The organism is Cupriavidus sp. C2SS-8b, assembly GCF_057073745.1.
The window spans coordinates 1,758,558-1,774,377 of record NZ_CP172717.1 but is presented as its reverse complement, the minus strand read 5'-3'; the positions used below and the strand labels follow the sequence as shown (position 1 = coordinate 1,774,377).

13 protein-coding genes are annotated in these 15,820 nt (G+C 67.5%); 5 read left to right on the top strand and 8 right to left on the bottom strand.

The features are described 5' to 3' along the window. The first annotated feature begins 156 nt into the window (after positions 1-156). The 4 genes from ACIGJB_RS25005 to ACIGJB_RS24990 all read left to right on the top strand — a co-directional run bounded on the left by ACIGJB_RS25005 (position 157) and on the right by ACIGJB_RS24990 (position 4,586). Positions 157-1,647, top strand: coding sequence for an MATE family efflux transporter (locus ACIGJB_RS25005; protein WP_483732672.1), 1,491 nt, complete (start codon positions 157-159; stop codon positions 1,645-1,647). A 426-nt stretch (positions 1,648-2,073) separates the two neighbouring features. After that, positions 2,074-2,535: a tripartite tricarboxylate transporter TctB family protein gene (locus ACIGJB_RS25000; protein WP_483732671.1), complete on the top strand. Its 462-nt coding sequence runs from the start codon at positions 2,074-2,076 to the stop codon at positions 2,533-2,535. 13 nt (positions 2,536-2,548) lie between these two features. Further along, positions 2,549-4,051, top strand: a complete 1,503-nt coding sequence (locus ACIGJB_RS24995) for a tripartite tricarboxylate transporter permease (RefSeq protein ID WP_483732670.1) — start codon at positions 2,549-2,551, stop codon at positions 4,049-4,051. Between the two features lie 238 nt (positions 4,052-4,289). Beyond that, positions 4,290-4,586, top strand: coding sequence for a transcriptional regulator (locus ACIGJB_RS24990; protein WP_483712026.1), 297 nt, complete (start codon positions 4,290-4,292; stop codon positions 4,584-4,586). Between the two features lie 73 nt (positions 4,587-4,659). Here the strand turns inward: ACIGJB_RS24990 and ACIGJB_RS24985 are convergent, their stop codons facing one another. From ACIGJB_RS24985 to ACIGJB_RS24950, 8 genes are all read right to left on the bottom strand, one after another. Beyond that, positions 4,660-5,457 (bottom strand): DUF4397 domain-containing protein, encoded by a 798-nt coding sequence (locus ACIGJB_RS24985; RefSeq protein WP_483732669.1) that lies wholly within the window; start codon positions 5,455-5,457, stop codon positions 4,660-4,662. Positions 5,458-5,731: 274 nt separating this feature from the next. After that, on the bottom strand, positions 5,732-6,757 hold the full coding sequence (locus tag ACIGJB_RS24980) for a diguanylate cyclase domain-containing protein (protein ID WP_483732668.1): 1,026 nt from the start codon (positions 6,755-6,757) through the stop codon (positions 5,732-5,734). An 82-nt stretch (positions 6,758-6,839) separates the two neighbouring features. Further along, the gene (cheB, locus tag ACIGJB_RS24975) at positions 6,840-7,862 is read right to left on the bottom strand and encodes a chemotaxis-specific protein-glutamate methyltransferase CheB (RefSeq protein WP_483732667.1); all 1,023 of its coding nucleotides are present in this window, start codon (positions 7,860-7,862) and stop codon (positions 6,840-6,842) included. Next, positions 7,859-10,132 carry a response regulator gene (locus ACIGJB_RS24970; protein ID WP_483732666.1) on the bottom strand — a complete coding sequence of 758 codons (2,274 nt, stop codon included), beginning with the start codon at positions 10,130-10,132 and terminating at the stop codon, positions 7,859-7,861. Before ACIGJB_RS24970 ends, cheB begins: the two co-directional genes overlap by 4 nt. Then, positions 10,129-10,806: a chemotaxis protein CheW gene (locus ACIGJB_RS24965; protein ID WP_483732665.1), complete on the bottom strand. Its 678-nt coding sequence runs from the start codon at positions 10,804-10,806 to the stop codon at positions 10,129-10,131. Before ACIGJB_RS24965 ends, ACIGJB_RS24970 begins: the two co-directional genes overlap by 4 nt. A gap of 2 nt (positions 10,807-10,808) precedes the next feature. Next, the gene (locus ACIGJB_RS24960; RefSeq protein ID WP_483732664.1) at positions 10,809-12,053 is read right to left on the bottom strand and encodes a CheR family methyltransferase; all 1,245 of its coding nucleotides are present in this window, start codon (positions 12,051-12,053) and stop codon (positions 10,809-10,811) included. Beyond that, positions 12,050-12,541: a chemotaxis protein CheW gene (locus tag ACIGJB_RS24955; RefSeq protein WP_483732663.1), complete on the bottom strand. Its 492-nt coding sequence runs from the start codon at positions 12,539-12,541 to the stop codon at positions 12,050-12,052. Before ACIGJB_RS24955 ends, ACIGJB_RS24960 begins: the two co-directional genes overlap by 4 nt. 27 nt (positions 12,542-12,568) lie before the next feature. After that, positions 12,569-14,188, bottom strand: a complete 1,620-nt coding sequence (locus tag ACIGJB_RS24950) for a methyl-accepting chemotaxis protein (RefSeq protein WP_483732662.1) — start codon at positions 14,186-14,188, stop codon at positions 12,569-12,571. Positions 14,189-14,441: 253 nt separating this feature from the next. Between ACIGJB_RS24950 and ACIGJB_RS24945 the strand changes: the two genes are divergently transcribed. Next, positions 14,442-15,770 carry a putative bifunctional diguanylate cyclase/phosphodiesterase gene (locus tag ACIGJB_RS24945; RefSeq protein ID WP_483732661.1) on the top strand — a complete coding sequence of 443 codons (1,329 nt, stop codon included), beginning with the start codon at positions 14,442-14,444 and terminating at the stop codon, positions 15,768-15,770. The last annotated feature ends 50 nt before the right edge of the window (positions 15,771-15,820 follow it).

Sequence of the window (15,820 nt, the reverse complement as noted above, 5' to 3'; positions counted from 1 at the left end):
CATTCCGGCGCATTCCGGCTCCGATCCATTAGACGCGCGATCCGGGCCGTTGGCAAGGCGGCAACGCGCGGCGTCGGGATCGCGTATGCTGGCAGGCTGACCGCCTCGAGCCGGGATGACGCATGGACGCGAGCATGGACGCGACACAAGGACGAAATGAAGCCTGACGCCAGACTGACCACCGGCCCCATCGGCCGCACGCTGCTGCTGTTTTCGCTGCCGGTGCTCGGCAGCAACATCCTCCAGTCGCTCAATGCCTCGATCAACTCGGTCTGGGTCGGGCGCTACCTCGGCGAGGCGGCGCTGACCGCGACGTCCAACGCCAACATCATCCTGTTCTTCCTGCTCGGCGTGGTGTTCGGCATCAGCATGGCCAACACCATCATGATCGGGCAGGCCGTCGGCGGGCGCGACCTGGACGAGGCGCGCAAGATCGTCGGCACCAGCACCACGTTCTTCGTGCTGCTGTCGGTGGCGGCGTCGGTGTTCGGCTACATCTTTACGCCGGACATCCTGGCGGCCATGCAGACGCCGCACGACGCCGCGCCGCTGGCCGTGACGTACCTGCGCATCATCTTCATCGCGCTGCCGTTCATGTACTTCTACAACTTCGTGATGATGACGCTGCGCGGCGCCGGCGATTCGCGCACGCCGTTCTACTTCATGCTGTTGTCCGCGGTGCTTGACGTGGTGCTCAACCCGGTGCTGATCTTTGGCGTGGGCCCGGTGCCGGCGCTCGGCATTGCGGGCTCGGCGCTGGCGACGCTGATCGCGCAGCTCACGAGCCTGGCCGCGATGATTGCGCTGCTCTACCGCCGCCGCCATTTCCTGCTGCTGCATCGCGAGCAGCTGGCGCTGCTGCGGCCGGACCCGGCCATCATCCGCTCGCTGGTGGCCAAGGGCCTGCCGATGGGCCTGCAGATGGTGGTGATCTCGTCGTCGGCGATCATGATGATGTCGCTGGTGAATGCATACGGATCGCAGACCACCGCGGCCTACGGCGTGGCATCGCAGCTCTGGACCTACGTGCAGATGCCGGCGCTGGCGGTCGGTGCGAGCGTGTCGTCCATGGTGGCGCAGAACGTCGGTGCGGGGCTCTGGCACCGCGTCACGCGCATCACGCGCATGGGCATGCTGTTCAACCTGGCGATGACCGGCGCGCTGGTCGGCCTCGTCTACCTGTTCGACCGCAATTCGCTGGGGCTTTTCCTCGGCACCGACAACGTGGCCATCGGCATCGCGCAGCAGATCAACGTCGTGGTGCTGTGGTCGTTCATCCTGTTCGGCTTCACCATCGTGATCTTCGGCACGGTGCGTGCCACCGGCGCCGTGATGGCGCCGCTGGTCATCCTGTTCCTGTCGATGTGGGTGATCCGCCTGCCGTTCGCGTGGGCGCTGGGCAAGAGCTGGGGCGCGGACGCCATCTGGTGGAGCTTTCCGCTGGGATCGGTGGTGTCGGTCGTGCTGGCGGTGGGCTACTACCGCTTCGGCAACTGGCGTACCAGCCATATGCTGCCGGTGTCGGCCCATGCACCCGAAGCGGTGGGGCAGGCCCCCGACACCAGCATGGGCACGCCGTGCGAAGACGCGGGACCCGTGGCCGATGCGGACGAACTGCCGCCCCGCACCGTGGAAACCGTGCATTGAAAGCCAATCGAAAGATCGGCATGGCATCGTTGCGCCCGTTGCCGACTTTTGCGGTAATGGACGCGTTCGTCCGCATGCGCGCGGATCCTGTCCGCGCGCGCCAGAATGCCTTCCTCAAACCGCGTCGATGCCGCATGGCAATGGCGCGCGTCCGGCTGTCGTAGTTCTCCCTTTCCACGTCGTCCAACCTTGCACCAATACATCATGTCGTGATGCATTGGCGCGCATGCACATTCGCATGGACATGCTTGTCTTACGCGTAGCGCATTGGTGAATACCCCTAATTGAAGACAAATGAAAGGCGGCTGAAAGATCGCGTCTTTAAGGTTCCGGTCACCGTCGGGGCATGCGCTTGCATGCAGCAATTCGCGCGTCAGAGCCAGCGCGCGACACCGGCAGCATTCGTGAACTTTGAGGAGAATCGTTTTGCGCATACGTAGCCAAAAGGACTTTGCCTCCGGCCTGATGTTTATTCTGGTCGGTCTGGGCTTTTCCTGGGTCGCACGCGGCTATTCCATGGGAACCGCCGCGAAAATGGGCCCCGGGTACTTTCCGTTCCTGCTCGGGCTGGTGCTTGCCGTGCTCGGCGCGCTGGTGCTGGTCTCGTCGCTGTCGAGCAAGGGCGAGCAAGACCATCTCGCACGCTGGGACCTGAAGACGCTGCTGTGGATCCTCGGTTCGGTGGTGCTGTTCGGCCTGCTGCTCAAGCCGCTCGGCATGGTGCTTTCCGTGTTCGTGCTGGTGCTGGTGTCGTCGATGGCCAGCCACGAGTTCAGCTGGAAGGGCGCCTTGCTCAACAGCATCGTGCTGGTGCTGATCAGCCTGGGCGCCTTCGTGTACGGCATCAACCTGCAGATGCCGGTGTGGCCTGCATTCATCACCGGTTAAGGGGAGCGCCGAGATGGAATTGATTGAACACCTTTCACTGGGATTCTCGACGGCGCTGTCGCTGCAGAATCTCGCCTACGCGTTCCTGGGCTGCGTGCTCGGTACGCTGATCGGCGTGCTGCCGGGCCTGGGGCCGCTGGCCACCATCGCCATGCTGTTGCCGGTGACCTACACGCTGCCGCCGGTGGCCGCGCTGATCATGCTGGCCGGTATTTACTACGGTGCGCAGTACGGCGGCTCGACCACGGCCATTCTGGTGAACCTGCCTGGTGAATCGTCGTCGGTGGTGACCACCATCGACGGCTACCAGATGGCACGGCGAGGGCGCGCGGGCGTGGCGTTGGCGACTTCGGGCCTGGGCTCGTTCTTCGCCGGCTGCGTGGCCACGCTGATCCTGGCTGCGTTTGCCACGCCGCTGTCGGAACTGGCATTCAAGTTCGGTCCCGCCGAGTACTTCTCGCTGATGGTGCTGGGCCTGATCGGCGCCGTGGTGCTGGCGTCGGGTTCGCTGCCGAAGGCCGTGGCCATGATCGTGCTGGGCCTGCTGATGGGCCTGATCGGTACCGACGTGAACTCGGGCGCGGCGCGCTTCTCGTTCGACGTGCCGGAACTGACCGACGGCATCGACTTCGTCGCACTGGCCATGGGCATGTTCGGTTTCGCGGAAATCATCGCGAACCTGGAACAGAAGGAATCGCGCGAAACCTTCACCGACGCGGTCACCAACCTGTGGCCGACCAAGGAAGACTTCAAGCGCATGGCGCCTGCCGTGCTGCGCGGCACGATGCTGGGCTCGGCGCTGGGCATCCTGCCGGGCGGTGGTGCGGCACTGGCTTCGTTCGCGGCGTACTCGCTGGAGAAGAAGACTTCGAAGTTCTCGCACGAGTTCGGCAAGGGCGCGATCGAAGGCGTGGCAGGTCCGGAATCGGCCAACAACGCCGCGGCACAGACCTCGTTCATCCCGCTGCTGACGCTGGGCATTCCGCCCAACGCGGTGATGGCGCTGATGGTCGGTGCCATGACCATCCACAACATCCAGCCCGGCCCGCAGGTCATGACCAGCAACCCGGCGCTGTTCTGGGGCCTGATTGCCTCGATGTGGATCGGCAACCTGATGCTCATCATCCTGAACCTGCCGATGATCGGCATCTGGGTGAAGCTGCTGACCGTGCCGTACCGCTTCCTATACCCGGCCATTCTCGTGTTCTGCGGCATTGGCGTGTACTCGGTCAACAACCAGACCTTCGACGTCTTCATGGCGGCTGGCTTCGGCGTGATCGGCTACCTGTTCCTGAAGCTCAAGTGCGAACCGGCGCCGCTGCTGCTCGGCTTCGTGCTGGGACCGATGATGGAAGAGAACTTCCGCCGTTCGCTGCTGCTCTCGCGTGGTGACTTCAGCGTGTTCGTGACCCGTCCGCTGTCGATGGGCCTGCTGATCGCCGCTGCGGCGCTGGTCGCGGTGGTGGCCCTGCCGTCGATCAAGGCCAAGCGCGAAGAAGCGTTCCAGGAAGAGTAGCCCCGGCGCTCCGGAACCACGCCGCCTCGCTGCGGCGTGCATCAAGCAAGTATTCGGGGTGCCTTCGTGCACCCCGTATTTTCTTGCGGCGCAGCCTGGCTGCGCGAAGTTCGCTGAACCAGAGAGTGCCCGACTGCGGCAGCAGTCATGGGCCGCGCAAGATGAACAGGAACTCCGCTCCGGCCCTTCACCGGATCCCGGCATCCGGTGTCGTGGGGTGGGAGCTTCGCCGGCGCTCATGAAACCGTTTTCCCTCGACCGGGTCCTTTCCCGGATTTTCATCCTCAAGCTCGTCCACGCAAGTCCGTCGACCGTCATGAACCTGGTCGACCGGCTGCGCGAGTACGGCATCGAACTGAACATCCGCTCGCTGCGCCCGATCCTGCGCAGCCTGATGATCGCGCGTGCGATCACGGCCGAACTGGTCGAGGGCAGCGGCCGGGTGTACTGCATCACCGACAGCGGCCGCGACGAACTCGATCGCTACCTGTCCCATCTCGATATCCTCAAGCGGGATGGCGGTGCCGATGGCTGAGACGGCTAAGTCCTCACAAGAAAAATGGGCCCGCTTTCGCGGGCCCATTGCATTGCAGCCTGGCGTTGAAGGATCACTGGCTCGGTTGGGTCACCAGTTCCAGGCCTGCCTGCGATTCGTCATCGCCGCGCGCGACCAGCACCTTGATGCGGTTCGGCAGCGTTGCCTTGATGCCGTCCACCGGAAGCGTGGTGATCAGCCAGTCGGCGTTGTTGGCCAGGGTCAGCGTGCCGGAATCGAAGATCACGGTCTTGCTGCCAGCGGTCGTGATGCGCAGCCGGTAGGTGCCGCCGTTCAGGTCGATCGAATCCTGGCCCGATGCCGGCACCGCCTTCTTGAACGCCACGGCGGCGAACGTCGGCGTCGTGGCATTGAGGTCAGCCGCCGGCGTCGTCAGGTAGATGTCCACGTTCTGCGCATTGAACGACCCATTCAGGGCGCGTACGCGTGCCTTGTCGGAGAACAGTCCCTTTTCGAACGGATCGTCGATCTGTATCACGTCCGCCGCGCTTTCGCTGCCTGGCATGGCGACTGCCGTGTACTTGTGGCCCGTATGGGCGTCAATGGTCGTATGCCCCACCTCGGTACTGGTGCCGGCCACGTTGAAGGCGAACAGCTGGTTGCCTTCCTCGACGGTGCGATAGGTCGATACGAACTTGTAGGGCTCGTTCAGCAGATTGGTCTTCGCGCCGTTCTGCCAGATGTCGACGTTCGGACCACCCGGTATGGCATGAATCAGGCGGACGGTTGGCTTGCTGAGGCCGACGCGGGCGGCAATGCCGTCGTCGCCGCCTCCGCCGCAAGCAGACAGGACAGCCGCACTTGCGATCGCGAGGCCAAGGATAAGACTGGTTTTTCTTGAGCGGAACATAAAATCACCTCTCTCCATTGCGTTGGTTTGGGGCGAGTGCCAGGAACGGCCGCGGCGTTGCGGCGGCTGCATAGGGCAGGGGATGCCCTTCAGGCCGTTGACGCCGTTTCGCGAGTCAGGTGGCCTTATTGCAACGATAGAAAGGAACTTTCAGCGGAGGCACCCGCAGGTATCCGAAACCGGTGTCGGAGGATTCCCACAGGAGAAGGGGATGGGACGGTATGCGCGGCGCTGTCGTGACGGGCGCGCACGACACCGTATCCCGAGATTGGGGCTAGCCCCTGGGCCAGGCCATCACCACCTGGTTCCTGCCATTTCTCTTGGCCTCGTACAGCCCCGCATCGGCCACTTCGACCAGCCGGCTGCTGGGCTGGCCTTCTTCCGGCACCAGCACCGCCGCGCCGATGCTGACAGTCAGGCTGGCGCCCGTGCCCAGCCCGTCGTGGGCGATGCCGAGCGCTTCAACCGCACGCCGCGCTTTTTCCGCAAGCAGCCGCGCGCCGCCGGGCGAAGTCGAAGGGAGAATCATCGAGAACTCTTCACCGCCGAAACGCGCGGGCAGGTCCGCGGGCCGCGAGCAGTTGTCGCGCAGCACGGCGGCGACGCGCCGCAAGACCTCATCGCCGGCGACGTGCCCGTACGTATCGTTGTAGGCCTTGAACGCATCGACGTCGATCATCAGCAGGGCGAGCTGGCTCTTGTCACGCTGGGCCCGCTTCCACTCGGCGTTCAGGTATTCGTCGAAATAGCGGCGATTGGACAATCCCGTGAGGCCGTCCGAGTTGGTGAGCCGCTGCAGTTCGAGGTTGGTCTCGAGCAGCTGCTGCTGGCTTTGCCGCAGCGCGCGGTAGGCCTCGTCGCGCTGCAGCAGGTTCAGGTACGAGCGCGAGTGATAGCGGATGCGCGCGATCAGCTCGATGCTGTCCGGCAGTTTCACCAGGTAGTCGTTGGCGCCGGCAGCGAAGGCCGCGCTCTTCGTCGCCGCCTCTTCCTTGGTGGACAGCACGATGATCGGGATATCGCGCGTGGCCGCGTTGTCGCGATAGCGGCGCACCAGCGTCAGGCCATCGACGCCAGGCATGACGAGGTCCTGCAGGATCACGGTGGGGCGGGTGCGCTCGGCCACGGCCACGGCGTCATCCGGCGTCGCGCAGTAGTGGAAATCGATGTCGGGCTCGGAGGCCAGGGCGCGGCGCACGGCTTCGCCGATCATGGCCTGGTCGTCCACCAGCAGCACCATGACGGGATAGCTGTGCGCTGGGGTAGTGTCGGTGATGACGTGGTTCTCGAGTGCTTGCATGCTGGCTTCCTGGATGGCTCGACCCCAAAACATGGCTGGATGAGGCATCGGCGATCTTGTGTCGTCTTGTCTGTTGTCTTCGCTACGGTGCAGCCCACAGGCGGCTGCAGGCCTGCACCAGGCGCGGCGCAATGGCCGCGAGCGGCAGGATCTCGCTGGCGGCGCCGATGGCCGCCGCCGCCTTGGGCATGCCGTAGACGGCGCTGGTGGCCTGGTCCTGCGCAATCGTCAGGCAACCGTGGTCGCGCATGGCCTTCAACCCGCTGGCGCCGTCGCGGCCCATGCCGGTGAGCAGCACGCCAATGGCCTGTCCGCGCCAATGCTCCACCACGCTTTCAAAGAACACGTCGATGGACGGCCGGTAGAGATAATCGCTGGGCTGCTCGGTATAGGCCATGCGGCTTGACCCTAGCAGCCGCAGATGGTTGTTGGTGCCGGCGATCAGGACCGTGCCGGCCTGCGGCACTTCGCCGGCGGCGGCTACGCGCACCGGCAGCGCGCACTGTCCATCGAGCCATTCCGCCATGCCGGGGGCGAAGGCTTCGTCGACATGCTGCACCGTCACGACGGCTGCACAGAAATCCGCGGGCAGGGCGGACAGCAGCGTGGCCAGCGCCGCCGGGCCGCCGGCCGAGGCGCCGATCGCCACCAGGCGCGACGCCGCCGGCTGGCCTGTCGCTTCGGCCACGACGGGACGCGGTGCCACCCGTCCCGTCACCAGGCGCCCGACATTGCGCATCTTGCGCAGCAGCGGGCCCGCGGTCAGCCTGGCATCGGATTCGGTCAGCGTGGGCGTGTCCACGGCGTCGATGGCGCCATGCCCCATGGCGTCGAACACCTGGTTGGCATTGCGGCCGAGGTCCGTGGTGACCACCACGATCGGGCACGGCGTGGCCGCCATGATGCGGCGCGTGGCCTCCACGCCGTCCATGACCGGCATCAGCAGGTCCATCAGGATCAGGTCGGGGGGATGCGAGGCCGCGAGCTCGATCGCCTGTTCGCCGTCCCCGGCGACCCATGCAATCTCGAAGGCGGGATCCAGCGCGATGGCGCGGCGCAGCGCGGCCACGGCCAGGGCCGAATCATTGACGATGCCGACTTTCATTGACTTGCCTCGCCGATCAGGTCGTGCACCGCATCGAGCAGCGCAGCGTCATGGAAACTGCCTTTTGCCAGATAGTAATCTGCGCCAGCCTCCAGGCCGCGCTGGCGATCCTGCTCGCGGTCCTTGTACGACACCACCATGACCGGCAACTGCTGCAGGCGCGGTTCCTTGCGGATCAGCGTGACCAGCTCGATCCCGTCCATGCGCGGCATGTCGATATCTGTGATGACCAGGTCGAACGGCTCCGCGCGCAGCACGTTCCAGCCGTCCATGCCATCCACGGCGACCACGACATCGTAGCCGCGCCCGGCCAGCAGCTTGCGCTCCAGCTCGCGCACGGTGAGCGAATCGTCGACCACCAGCACGCGCTTGCGCCGCGCCTGCGTGGCGGCCGTACCGGCCTGGCGTACAGGCTCGATGCGTCCGTCGCTGACGAGCTTCTCGACCGAGCGCAGCAGGTCGTCCACATCGAAGATCAGGACCGGCGTGCCGTCATCGGTCAGGGCGCCCGCGGCAATGTCCTTGATCTTGCCCAGCGCCGGCGCGAGCGGCTGCACCACCAGCAGCCGTTCGCCCAGCATGCGGTCGACGGCAATGCCGTACACGCGGTCCTGTTCGCCGAGGATGACGACGGGAATCTCTCCGCCCTCGAGCGCGCGTTCCGGGCGCTGCAGCACCTGCGCGGCGCTGACCAGCCCGACTGCGCGGCCCGCGTGCTGGAAATGCTGGTGGCTCTCGGTCTGCGCCACGTCCTGCCGGGCCACCGTGGCGGCGCGCAGGACATGGCCCAGCGGGAACGCATAGGTTTCGCCGGCTACCTCCACCAGCAGCGCGCGCACCACCGACAGCGTCAGCGGCAGCTCCAGGTGGAACTGCAGGCCGCTCCCCGGCGGCTGCGCCAGGCGCAGGCTGCCGCGTACGCGGCGCACCATCTCCTGCACCGCGTCCAGGCCGACGCCGCGGCCCGAGACTTCGGAAACGGTCTCGCGCAGGCTGAAGCCCGGCAGCAGCAGGAACTCTAGCAACTCGGCCTGCGACAGCCGCGCGGCGGTATCCTCGCTCGCCAGGCGCCGGCGCACGATCGCGTGGCGCAGCGCTTCGAGATCCACACCCGCGCCGTCGTCGCCGATCTCGATCACGAGCCGGCCGGCATTGTGCCGCGCCTGCAGCAGGATGCGCCCTTCGGCGGGCTTGCCGGCGGCCACGCGCACCGCGGGCAGCTCGATGCCGTGATCGACGGCATTGCGCAGCAAGTGCGCCAGCGGCGCGTCCAGGGCCTCGAGGATGTCGCGGTCCACCTGCGTGCCGGCGCCGACGAGTTCCAGTTGGACGGCCTTGCCGAGCGAGCGCGCAAGGTCGCGCACCATGCGCGCGTAACCGGCCAGCCCGTCGGACAGCGGGCGCATGCGGCAGGCCAGCGCGGTGTCGTAGAGACGCCGCGCCAGCCGCGCGGTGCGGTGCTCGTACTGGTCCAGCTCTTCCTGCCGCTGCGACAGGTCTTGCGCGCCGTCTGCCAGCAGCTGCCGCGCATCGGACAAGGCAGCCATGGCGCTGGCGTCGGCGCCGCTGCCCGCGAGCGCGCCGCTCAGTGTGTCCAGGGCCTGCAGCGCGCGCGCCTGTTGCCGGCGCGCCTGCAGCATGGCTCGGCTGAACGGGCGCAGCCAGTGCGATTCCACCATGGCCTCTCCCGACAGCGCCAGCAACTGGTCGAGCGACTCGGCGCCGACGCGCAGCATGCGCTCGTGCGATTCCGGGGCGCCCGGTGGCACGGTTGGCTGGGGCGGCGCGGCGGGGCGGGGCTCGGCTGGCTCGGCGTCGGTCGACGCAACTGGCGGCTCCGTCGCAACCGGTGCTGATGGGCCTTCTCCGCCGGGCAGCGCCTGCAAGCGTTGCACCACGGCGAGGATCTCGGCGCGGCCCTGGCGGTCGGCCCAGGCCGGGTCGCCATCAGGCGGCTGGCCGATGCGCTGCAGCAGGTCGGTGCCTTGCAGCAGCGCATCGATATGCGCGGCGCTCAGTGCCATGCCGGCTTGTGCGGCCACCAGGCAGTCTTCCATGGCATGCGCCAGGTGCACCCCGCCATCGAGCCCGACAATGCGCGCCGCGCCCTTGATCGAATGCGCCGCGCGCATGCAGGCGTCGAGCTGGCTGGCGGCGGCCGGGTCGCGTTCCAGCGCGAGCAGGCCCGCATTGAGCACCTCGGCCTGGGATTCGGCTTCGAGCGCGAACAGTTCGAGCAGCGAAGCGTCGCGCAACTGGTCGGGGTTCATGCCAGGCTCCGGGTCAGTGCCTGGCGCACCAGCGCGGCATCCAGCAGGCCGACGCTGCGGCCCTGGTCTTCAAACAAGGCCTGGCTGTAGCGCGCGGAGGCCCGCGCCAGCGTGGCCGGCAGCGGCCGCAGCGCACTGCCGGGCACGCGGCGCACGCCGCTGACTTCGGCCACTGGCAGGGCGATGGCGGCGCGGCCCTGGCCGAGCACCAGGAAACGCTGTCCGTGTCGCGCGTTCGCCTGGGCATCGGCGGCCTCGCCCATGCCGAACAACCGGGCCAGCGACAGGCAGGCCAGCAGGCTGCCGCGCACGCTGGCCAGCCCCAGCACCGCGGCGTCGCGGCGATGCGGGAGCGAATGCACGGGGCTCGGTGCGGTGACTTCGCCAATGGCCTCGGTGGGCAGGGCCAGCCATTCCTCGCCGACACGGAACACCAGGCAGGACAGGCCGGTGCCGGACGACGCCGCATCCGGTTCGCGGTCGGCTGGTGGGTCGGGCAGCCGCGTCATGGCGTGTGAATCGAGCAGGACCGTGGCCGCGCGGGAATAGGTCGGACAGTTGCGGCAATGGATATGCGTGGCCAGCAGCGCGCAGCTGCCGTCGCCCCGCACGCCGATGCGGCGCCAGCAGTCATCGACAGGCGTGTAGGCGGAAAGTGTCAGGTCGTCAGCCATGGCTAGCCGGTACGGGTTTGGCGCTGGGCGCGCTGGCGCAGGCGCGCGGCGCCGGCGTGGTCGCCCTCGGCTTCGAGCCGCGCGGCCAGGTGATAGAGGGCCTCCTGGTGGCCCGGGTCGAGATAGATAGCGCGGCGATAGGCGTCGCGCGCGTTCGGCGTGCGGCCGGCGGCGTCATGGAGCACGCCCAGCAGGCAGCAGGCATCCGCGCTCGGGCCCTGGCTGGCGATCAGCGCTTCGCAGGCCGCGGTGGCGGCGTCCAGTTCGCCGCGATCGGCAAGCGCCGAGATGCTGGCGAGCGCGTCAGCCGGCTCGGCGGCGCGAGGCGGTGCGGGCTCACGCAGCGCCGGCGTGGCGCGCGCAAGAAGCCTGGCCGGCCGCGGCGGCATGCGGGCTGGCGCCGCCGCCGGCGCGGTGCTGTGCTGGATCGGACGCGCGGTCCGTGCTTCCTCCGTGCGCGCCTTGCGGAACGCGAAGGCGAGCGGCACGCCGGCGGACTGCAGCCCTTGTGCGCTGAGCAGGCTGGCTTCGGCCGGGCCCACGAAGATCATGCCGTCGCTCGCGGTCAGCCGGGCCAGGGTCTGGACGGCACGCCGCTGCATATCGGCATCGAAATAGATCAGCAGGTTGCGGCAGAAGACAAAGTCGTAGGGCGCCTCGCCGGCCAGCAGGCCGGGGTCGACAATGTTGCCCAGGCGCGGCTGCACCAGTTCGCGCACACGCGCGTCCAGCGCGAAGCCGCCGGGGCAGGGCTTGAAGTAGCGGTCGCGGAAATCGAGCGCGGCGCCGCGGAAGGCATTGCCGCCGTAGAGGCCGGCACGTGCGCGCGCCAGGGCGCGGGCGCTGATATCCAGCGCGTCGATGTGGAAACGCGCGGGTGCAATGCCTGCGTCGAGCAGGGCCATGGCGATGGAGTAGGGCTCTTCGCCGCTCGCGCAGGGCAGGCTCAGCACACGAATCTGCCGCGCGAGGTCGCCGGACACGCGCTCGGCCGCAAAGCGCCCAAGCGCCACCAGGGCCTCGCGGTGCCGGAAGAACCAGGTCTCGGGGACCACCACGGCTTCAATCAGCGCCTGGAACTCGTCGGGGTGGCTGTGCAGCAGGTTCCAGTAAGCTGCCACATCGTGCGCCTGCAAGGCGTCCTGGCGCTCGCGCAGCGCGCGTTCGAGCGCGCCGGGGCCGATCGAGCGCGCATCCAGCCCGATGCGCGCCTTCAGCAAGGCCTCGATATGGGTGGCCGTGCTCATGGCAGGCACGCGTCGTGCGCGGCGTCGAACAGCATGGCGTGGACATCGTCGGGCAGCAGCGCGTGGACCCGCACCCATTGCACCAGGCCGCGCTGTTCATCGTGTCGCACCGGCCCCAGGTAGCGCGCCGTGCCCGTGTCGATGCCCGTTTCGATGAACGATTCCGGCGCGCAGCGCAGTGTCTCGGTGGCCTGCTCCAGGCGCAGCCCGAGCAGGCGCGGCCTATTGTTTTCGCCTTCGCCTTCGCTGCGGCGGTAATGGACCAGCACGGTGCGCGTGCTGGTGCGCTGGGCCGACGCCACGCCCGTGGCCAGCGCGCACAGGTCGATCACCGGCACCGCCTGCCCGCGCCGCGACAGCACGCCGGCCACCCAGGCGGGGCTGCCGGGAATCTGCTTGAGCGCGGTCAGCGGCAGCACCTCGGCGACCTCGGTGGCATCGATCGCGTAGTGGTCATGGCCCAGCCGGAACAGCAGGAACAATTTCATCGGCGCGTGGCCTCCCGCCCCACGGCGCTATACCTTGAAGCGTGAAACGCCGCTGCGCAGCTCGTTGGCCACCAGCGTCAGCTCGTCGATGGCCTGGCCCGACTGGCGCAGCGACTCGACCGTCTGCTGCGCGGCTTCGGACAACTGCATCAGCGCCTGGTTGATCTGCTCGGCGCCACCGGCCTGCGCTTGCATGCCTTCATTGACCATCTGCACGCGCGGCGCGAGGGACTGCACCTGCCCGATGATCTGCGACAGCTGGTCGCCGACCTGGGTCACGTCCGACATGCCGCGGCGCACTTCTTCCGAGAACTTGTCCATCCCCATCACGCCGGCGGCCACGGCGGACTGGATCTCGCGCACCATCTGCTCGATGTCGTAGGTGGCGACGGCGGTCTGGTCGGCCAGGCGGCGGATCTCGGTAGCCACCACCGAGAAGCCGCGGCCGTATTCGCCGGCCTTCTCGGCCTCGATCGCGGCATTGAGCGACAGCAGGTTGGTCTGGTCCGCCACCTTGGCGATGGTGGTGACGACCTGGTTGATGTTGCCGGCCCGTTCGTTGAGCGTGGCGAGCTTGGCATTGACCGAGCCGGCCGCGTCCATCACGTGCTGCATGGTGGCCTCCATGCGCGACAGGCCGACCTGGCCGGTGCCGGCGAGCCCGGCGGTCTGCTCGGCCGCGTTCGAGACCTCGTTGATGGTACGGACCAGGTCGCGCGCGGTGGCGGAAATCTCGCGCGAGGTCGCGCCGATCTGCGTCGTGGTCGCGGCGGTTTCCGTGGCGGTGGCCTGTTGCTGCCGCGCGGTCGCGGCAATCTCGTTGACCGAGGTGGTGACCTGGATCGCGGAGCGCTGGGCCTGGCCGACCAGCGAGGTCAGCTCGCCTGACATCTGGTTGAAGCCTTCCTCGACGTCCTGGAATTCGTCGCCGCGCTTCAGTGCCATGCGCAGGCGCAGGTCGCCGCCACGGATGCCGGCCAGCAGCCCGACGATGGAGCGCATCGGCACCGTAATGGCGCGCAGCAGCAGGTAGCCGCAGATAACCGCCACCGCCAGCGCGACCAGCAGCGCCACCTCGATGCCGATCTTGGCCGAGCTGACGGCCGCGTTGATGCCGTGGGCGGAACGCTCGTTCACGGCATTGTTGTCGTCCACCATGGCCTGCGAGAGCTTGCGCACCTCCTGCCAGGCCTGGTGGGCATCGCCGCGCAGCAGCGCTTCGGTGTAATCGATGCCTTTGCCGCTGGTCGCTTGCAACAGCGGCAGCGCCACCTGCTCATACCTGGCCTTGGCCGTCTTGTACTGGTTGAAGGTGGCGCGGTCATTGTCGCGCGTGATGGTGGTCTCGTACTGTTGCTCCAGCCGCTCCAGCCGCGCGCGGACGTCGGCCACTTGCTGCTGGTAGCCTTGGCGCTGGCTGTCGCCGTTGGCCTTGATGGTTTCCCAGCCCAGCACGTAGATCTCGCCCCAGGCGCCGCGGATGCCGGTGCTGTATTGGAGGCCTGGCAGCGCGTCCTTGAGCATCAGGGTGGTTTCCCGCTCGATCGACGACAGCCGGTTGTAGGCCACAACTCCCATCAGTGCCATGACGAGCAGGATGAAGGTAAAGCTTGCCAGGATGCGTTTGCGGATGGTCCAGTGGTTCAAGGCTTGATTCCCGTTTTCCGTGTTTTTCTTCAGGGCAGCCGTGGCGCCCGGCCGGCAGTGCGGCAATGCGCGGTAGGGTACTGTAACCCCGGGGCGGTTTCAACGCCGTACGCCCGGTACGGGCCGGGCGTTGCTACGCCGCATTGGCGCGCACGCCGGAATTCCCGAAGCGCTTGCTTTTTTCATGGTTTTCGTCACACTTCCCTGAATTGCAGATCTGGTAACAATGTCGATAATTGCAAAAGAGGCAGGGATGGTGGCCAAGTCGGGGGCGAAAGCGGCTGGCGCTTCGCCAGACGGGGAGACCGATCCGCTGACCGGGGTCGGGAATCGGGGGGGATTCCTAAAGCGGCTGGAGGCACGCCTGCAAAGCGAGGCGGTGCCCCGTTGCGCATTGCTGTTGATCGGCATTGACGATTTCCGCGCCTTCAATGATATGCACGGCCATGCCGAGGGCGACCTGATCCTGCAGGGTGTGGCACGCCGGCTGCGCGACGCATCGCCGCGCGATGCCGTGATCGCCCGCATCGGCAGCGACGAGTTCTCGGTGCTGCTGCCTTCCATTTCGGATCCGACCCTGGTTCGGCACGTCTGCGCCGCGATCCTTTCCATGCTGTCCTCGCCGCACGAATACAGCGGACGCCGCCATCACGTGCTGGCCAGCGTGGGCGCGTGCGTGCTGCCCGCCGCAGGCGATCTTGCCTCTGACGCGCTCGCGGCCGCCAGCCTGGCGCTGGCCCGTGCCAAGCACGATGGCGGGCGCACCATCCGGTTCTTCAAGCCGCAGATGCGCCAGGACGTGACCACGCGGCTGTCGCTGGTCCAGGCGCTGCACGAGGCTTACGCGCAGCGCCAGTTCGAGCTGCACTACCAGCCCCAGGTTGACTTGCGCGACGGCCGCATCATGGGCGCCGAAGCGCTGCTGCGCTGGCGCCATCCGACGCGCGGCCTGCTCGCGCCGGCCAGCTTCATCGATGCGCTGGCGTCCAGCAGCGTGGCCAGCGACGTGGGCATGTGGCTGCTGCAGACCGCCTGCGCGCAGGCGCGGGCGTGGGCGCTGACCTTGCCCCAGGCGCCGCGCGTGGCCATCAACCTGTTCGCCGCGCAACTGGCCGAAAGCCGGCTGGTGACCGAGGTGCGCCACGTCTTGCGCGCGCTGGAACTGCCGCCGTCCAGCCTGGAAATCGAGATCACCGAGACCATCGCGCTGCAGCAGGGCGACGAGGTGTCCGACCAGCTCCAGGCGCTGCGCCGCGACGGCGTGACCTTGACCTGCGACGACTTCGGTACGGGCTACGCCTCGCTGAGCTTCCTGAAGTCGTTCCCGGTGGACCGGCTGAAGATCGACCAGTCCTTCGTGCGAAACGTGACACAGGATCCGGTGGATGCCGCCATCGTCCGCTCCGTCATCAACGTCGGGCAGAGCCTGCAGATCGGCGTGGTGGCGGAGGGCGTCGAAACGGTCGAACAGCGCGACTTCCTGCTGGCCAACGGCTGCTGGGAGGCGCAAGGCTATCTGTACAGCCGCCCGGTGCCCGCCGAGCGGCTTATGGAACACTTGCGCCAGCAGTCAGGGAACTGACACCGGATTCGCGCGCGCCCATTGTTGCCCGGGCGCCGACGGCACCGGGA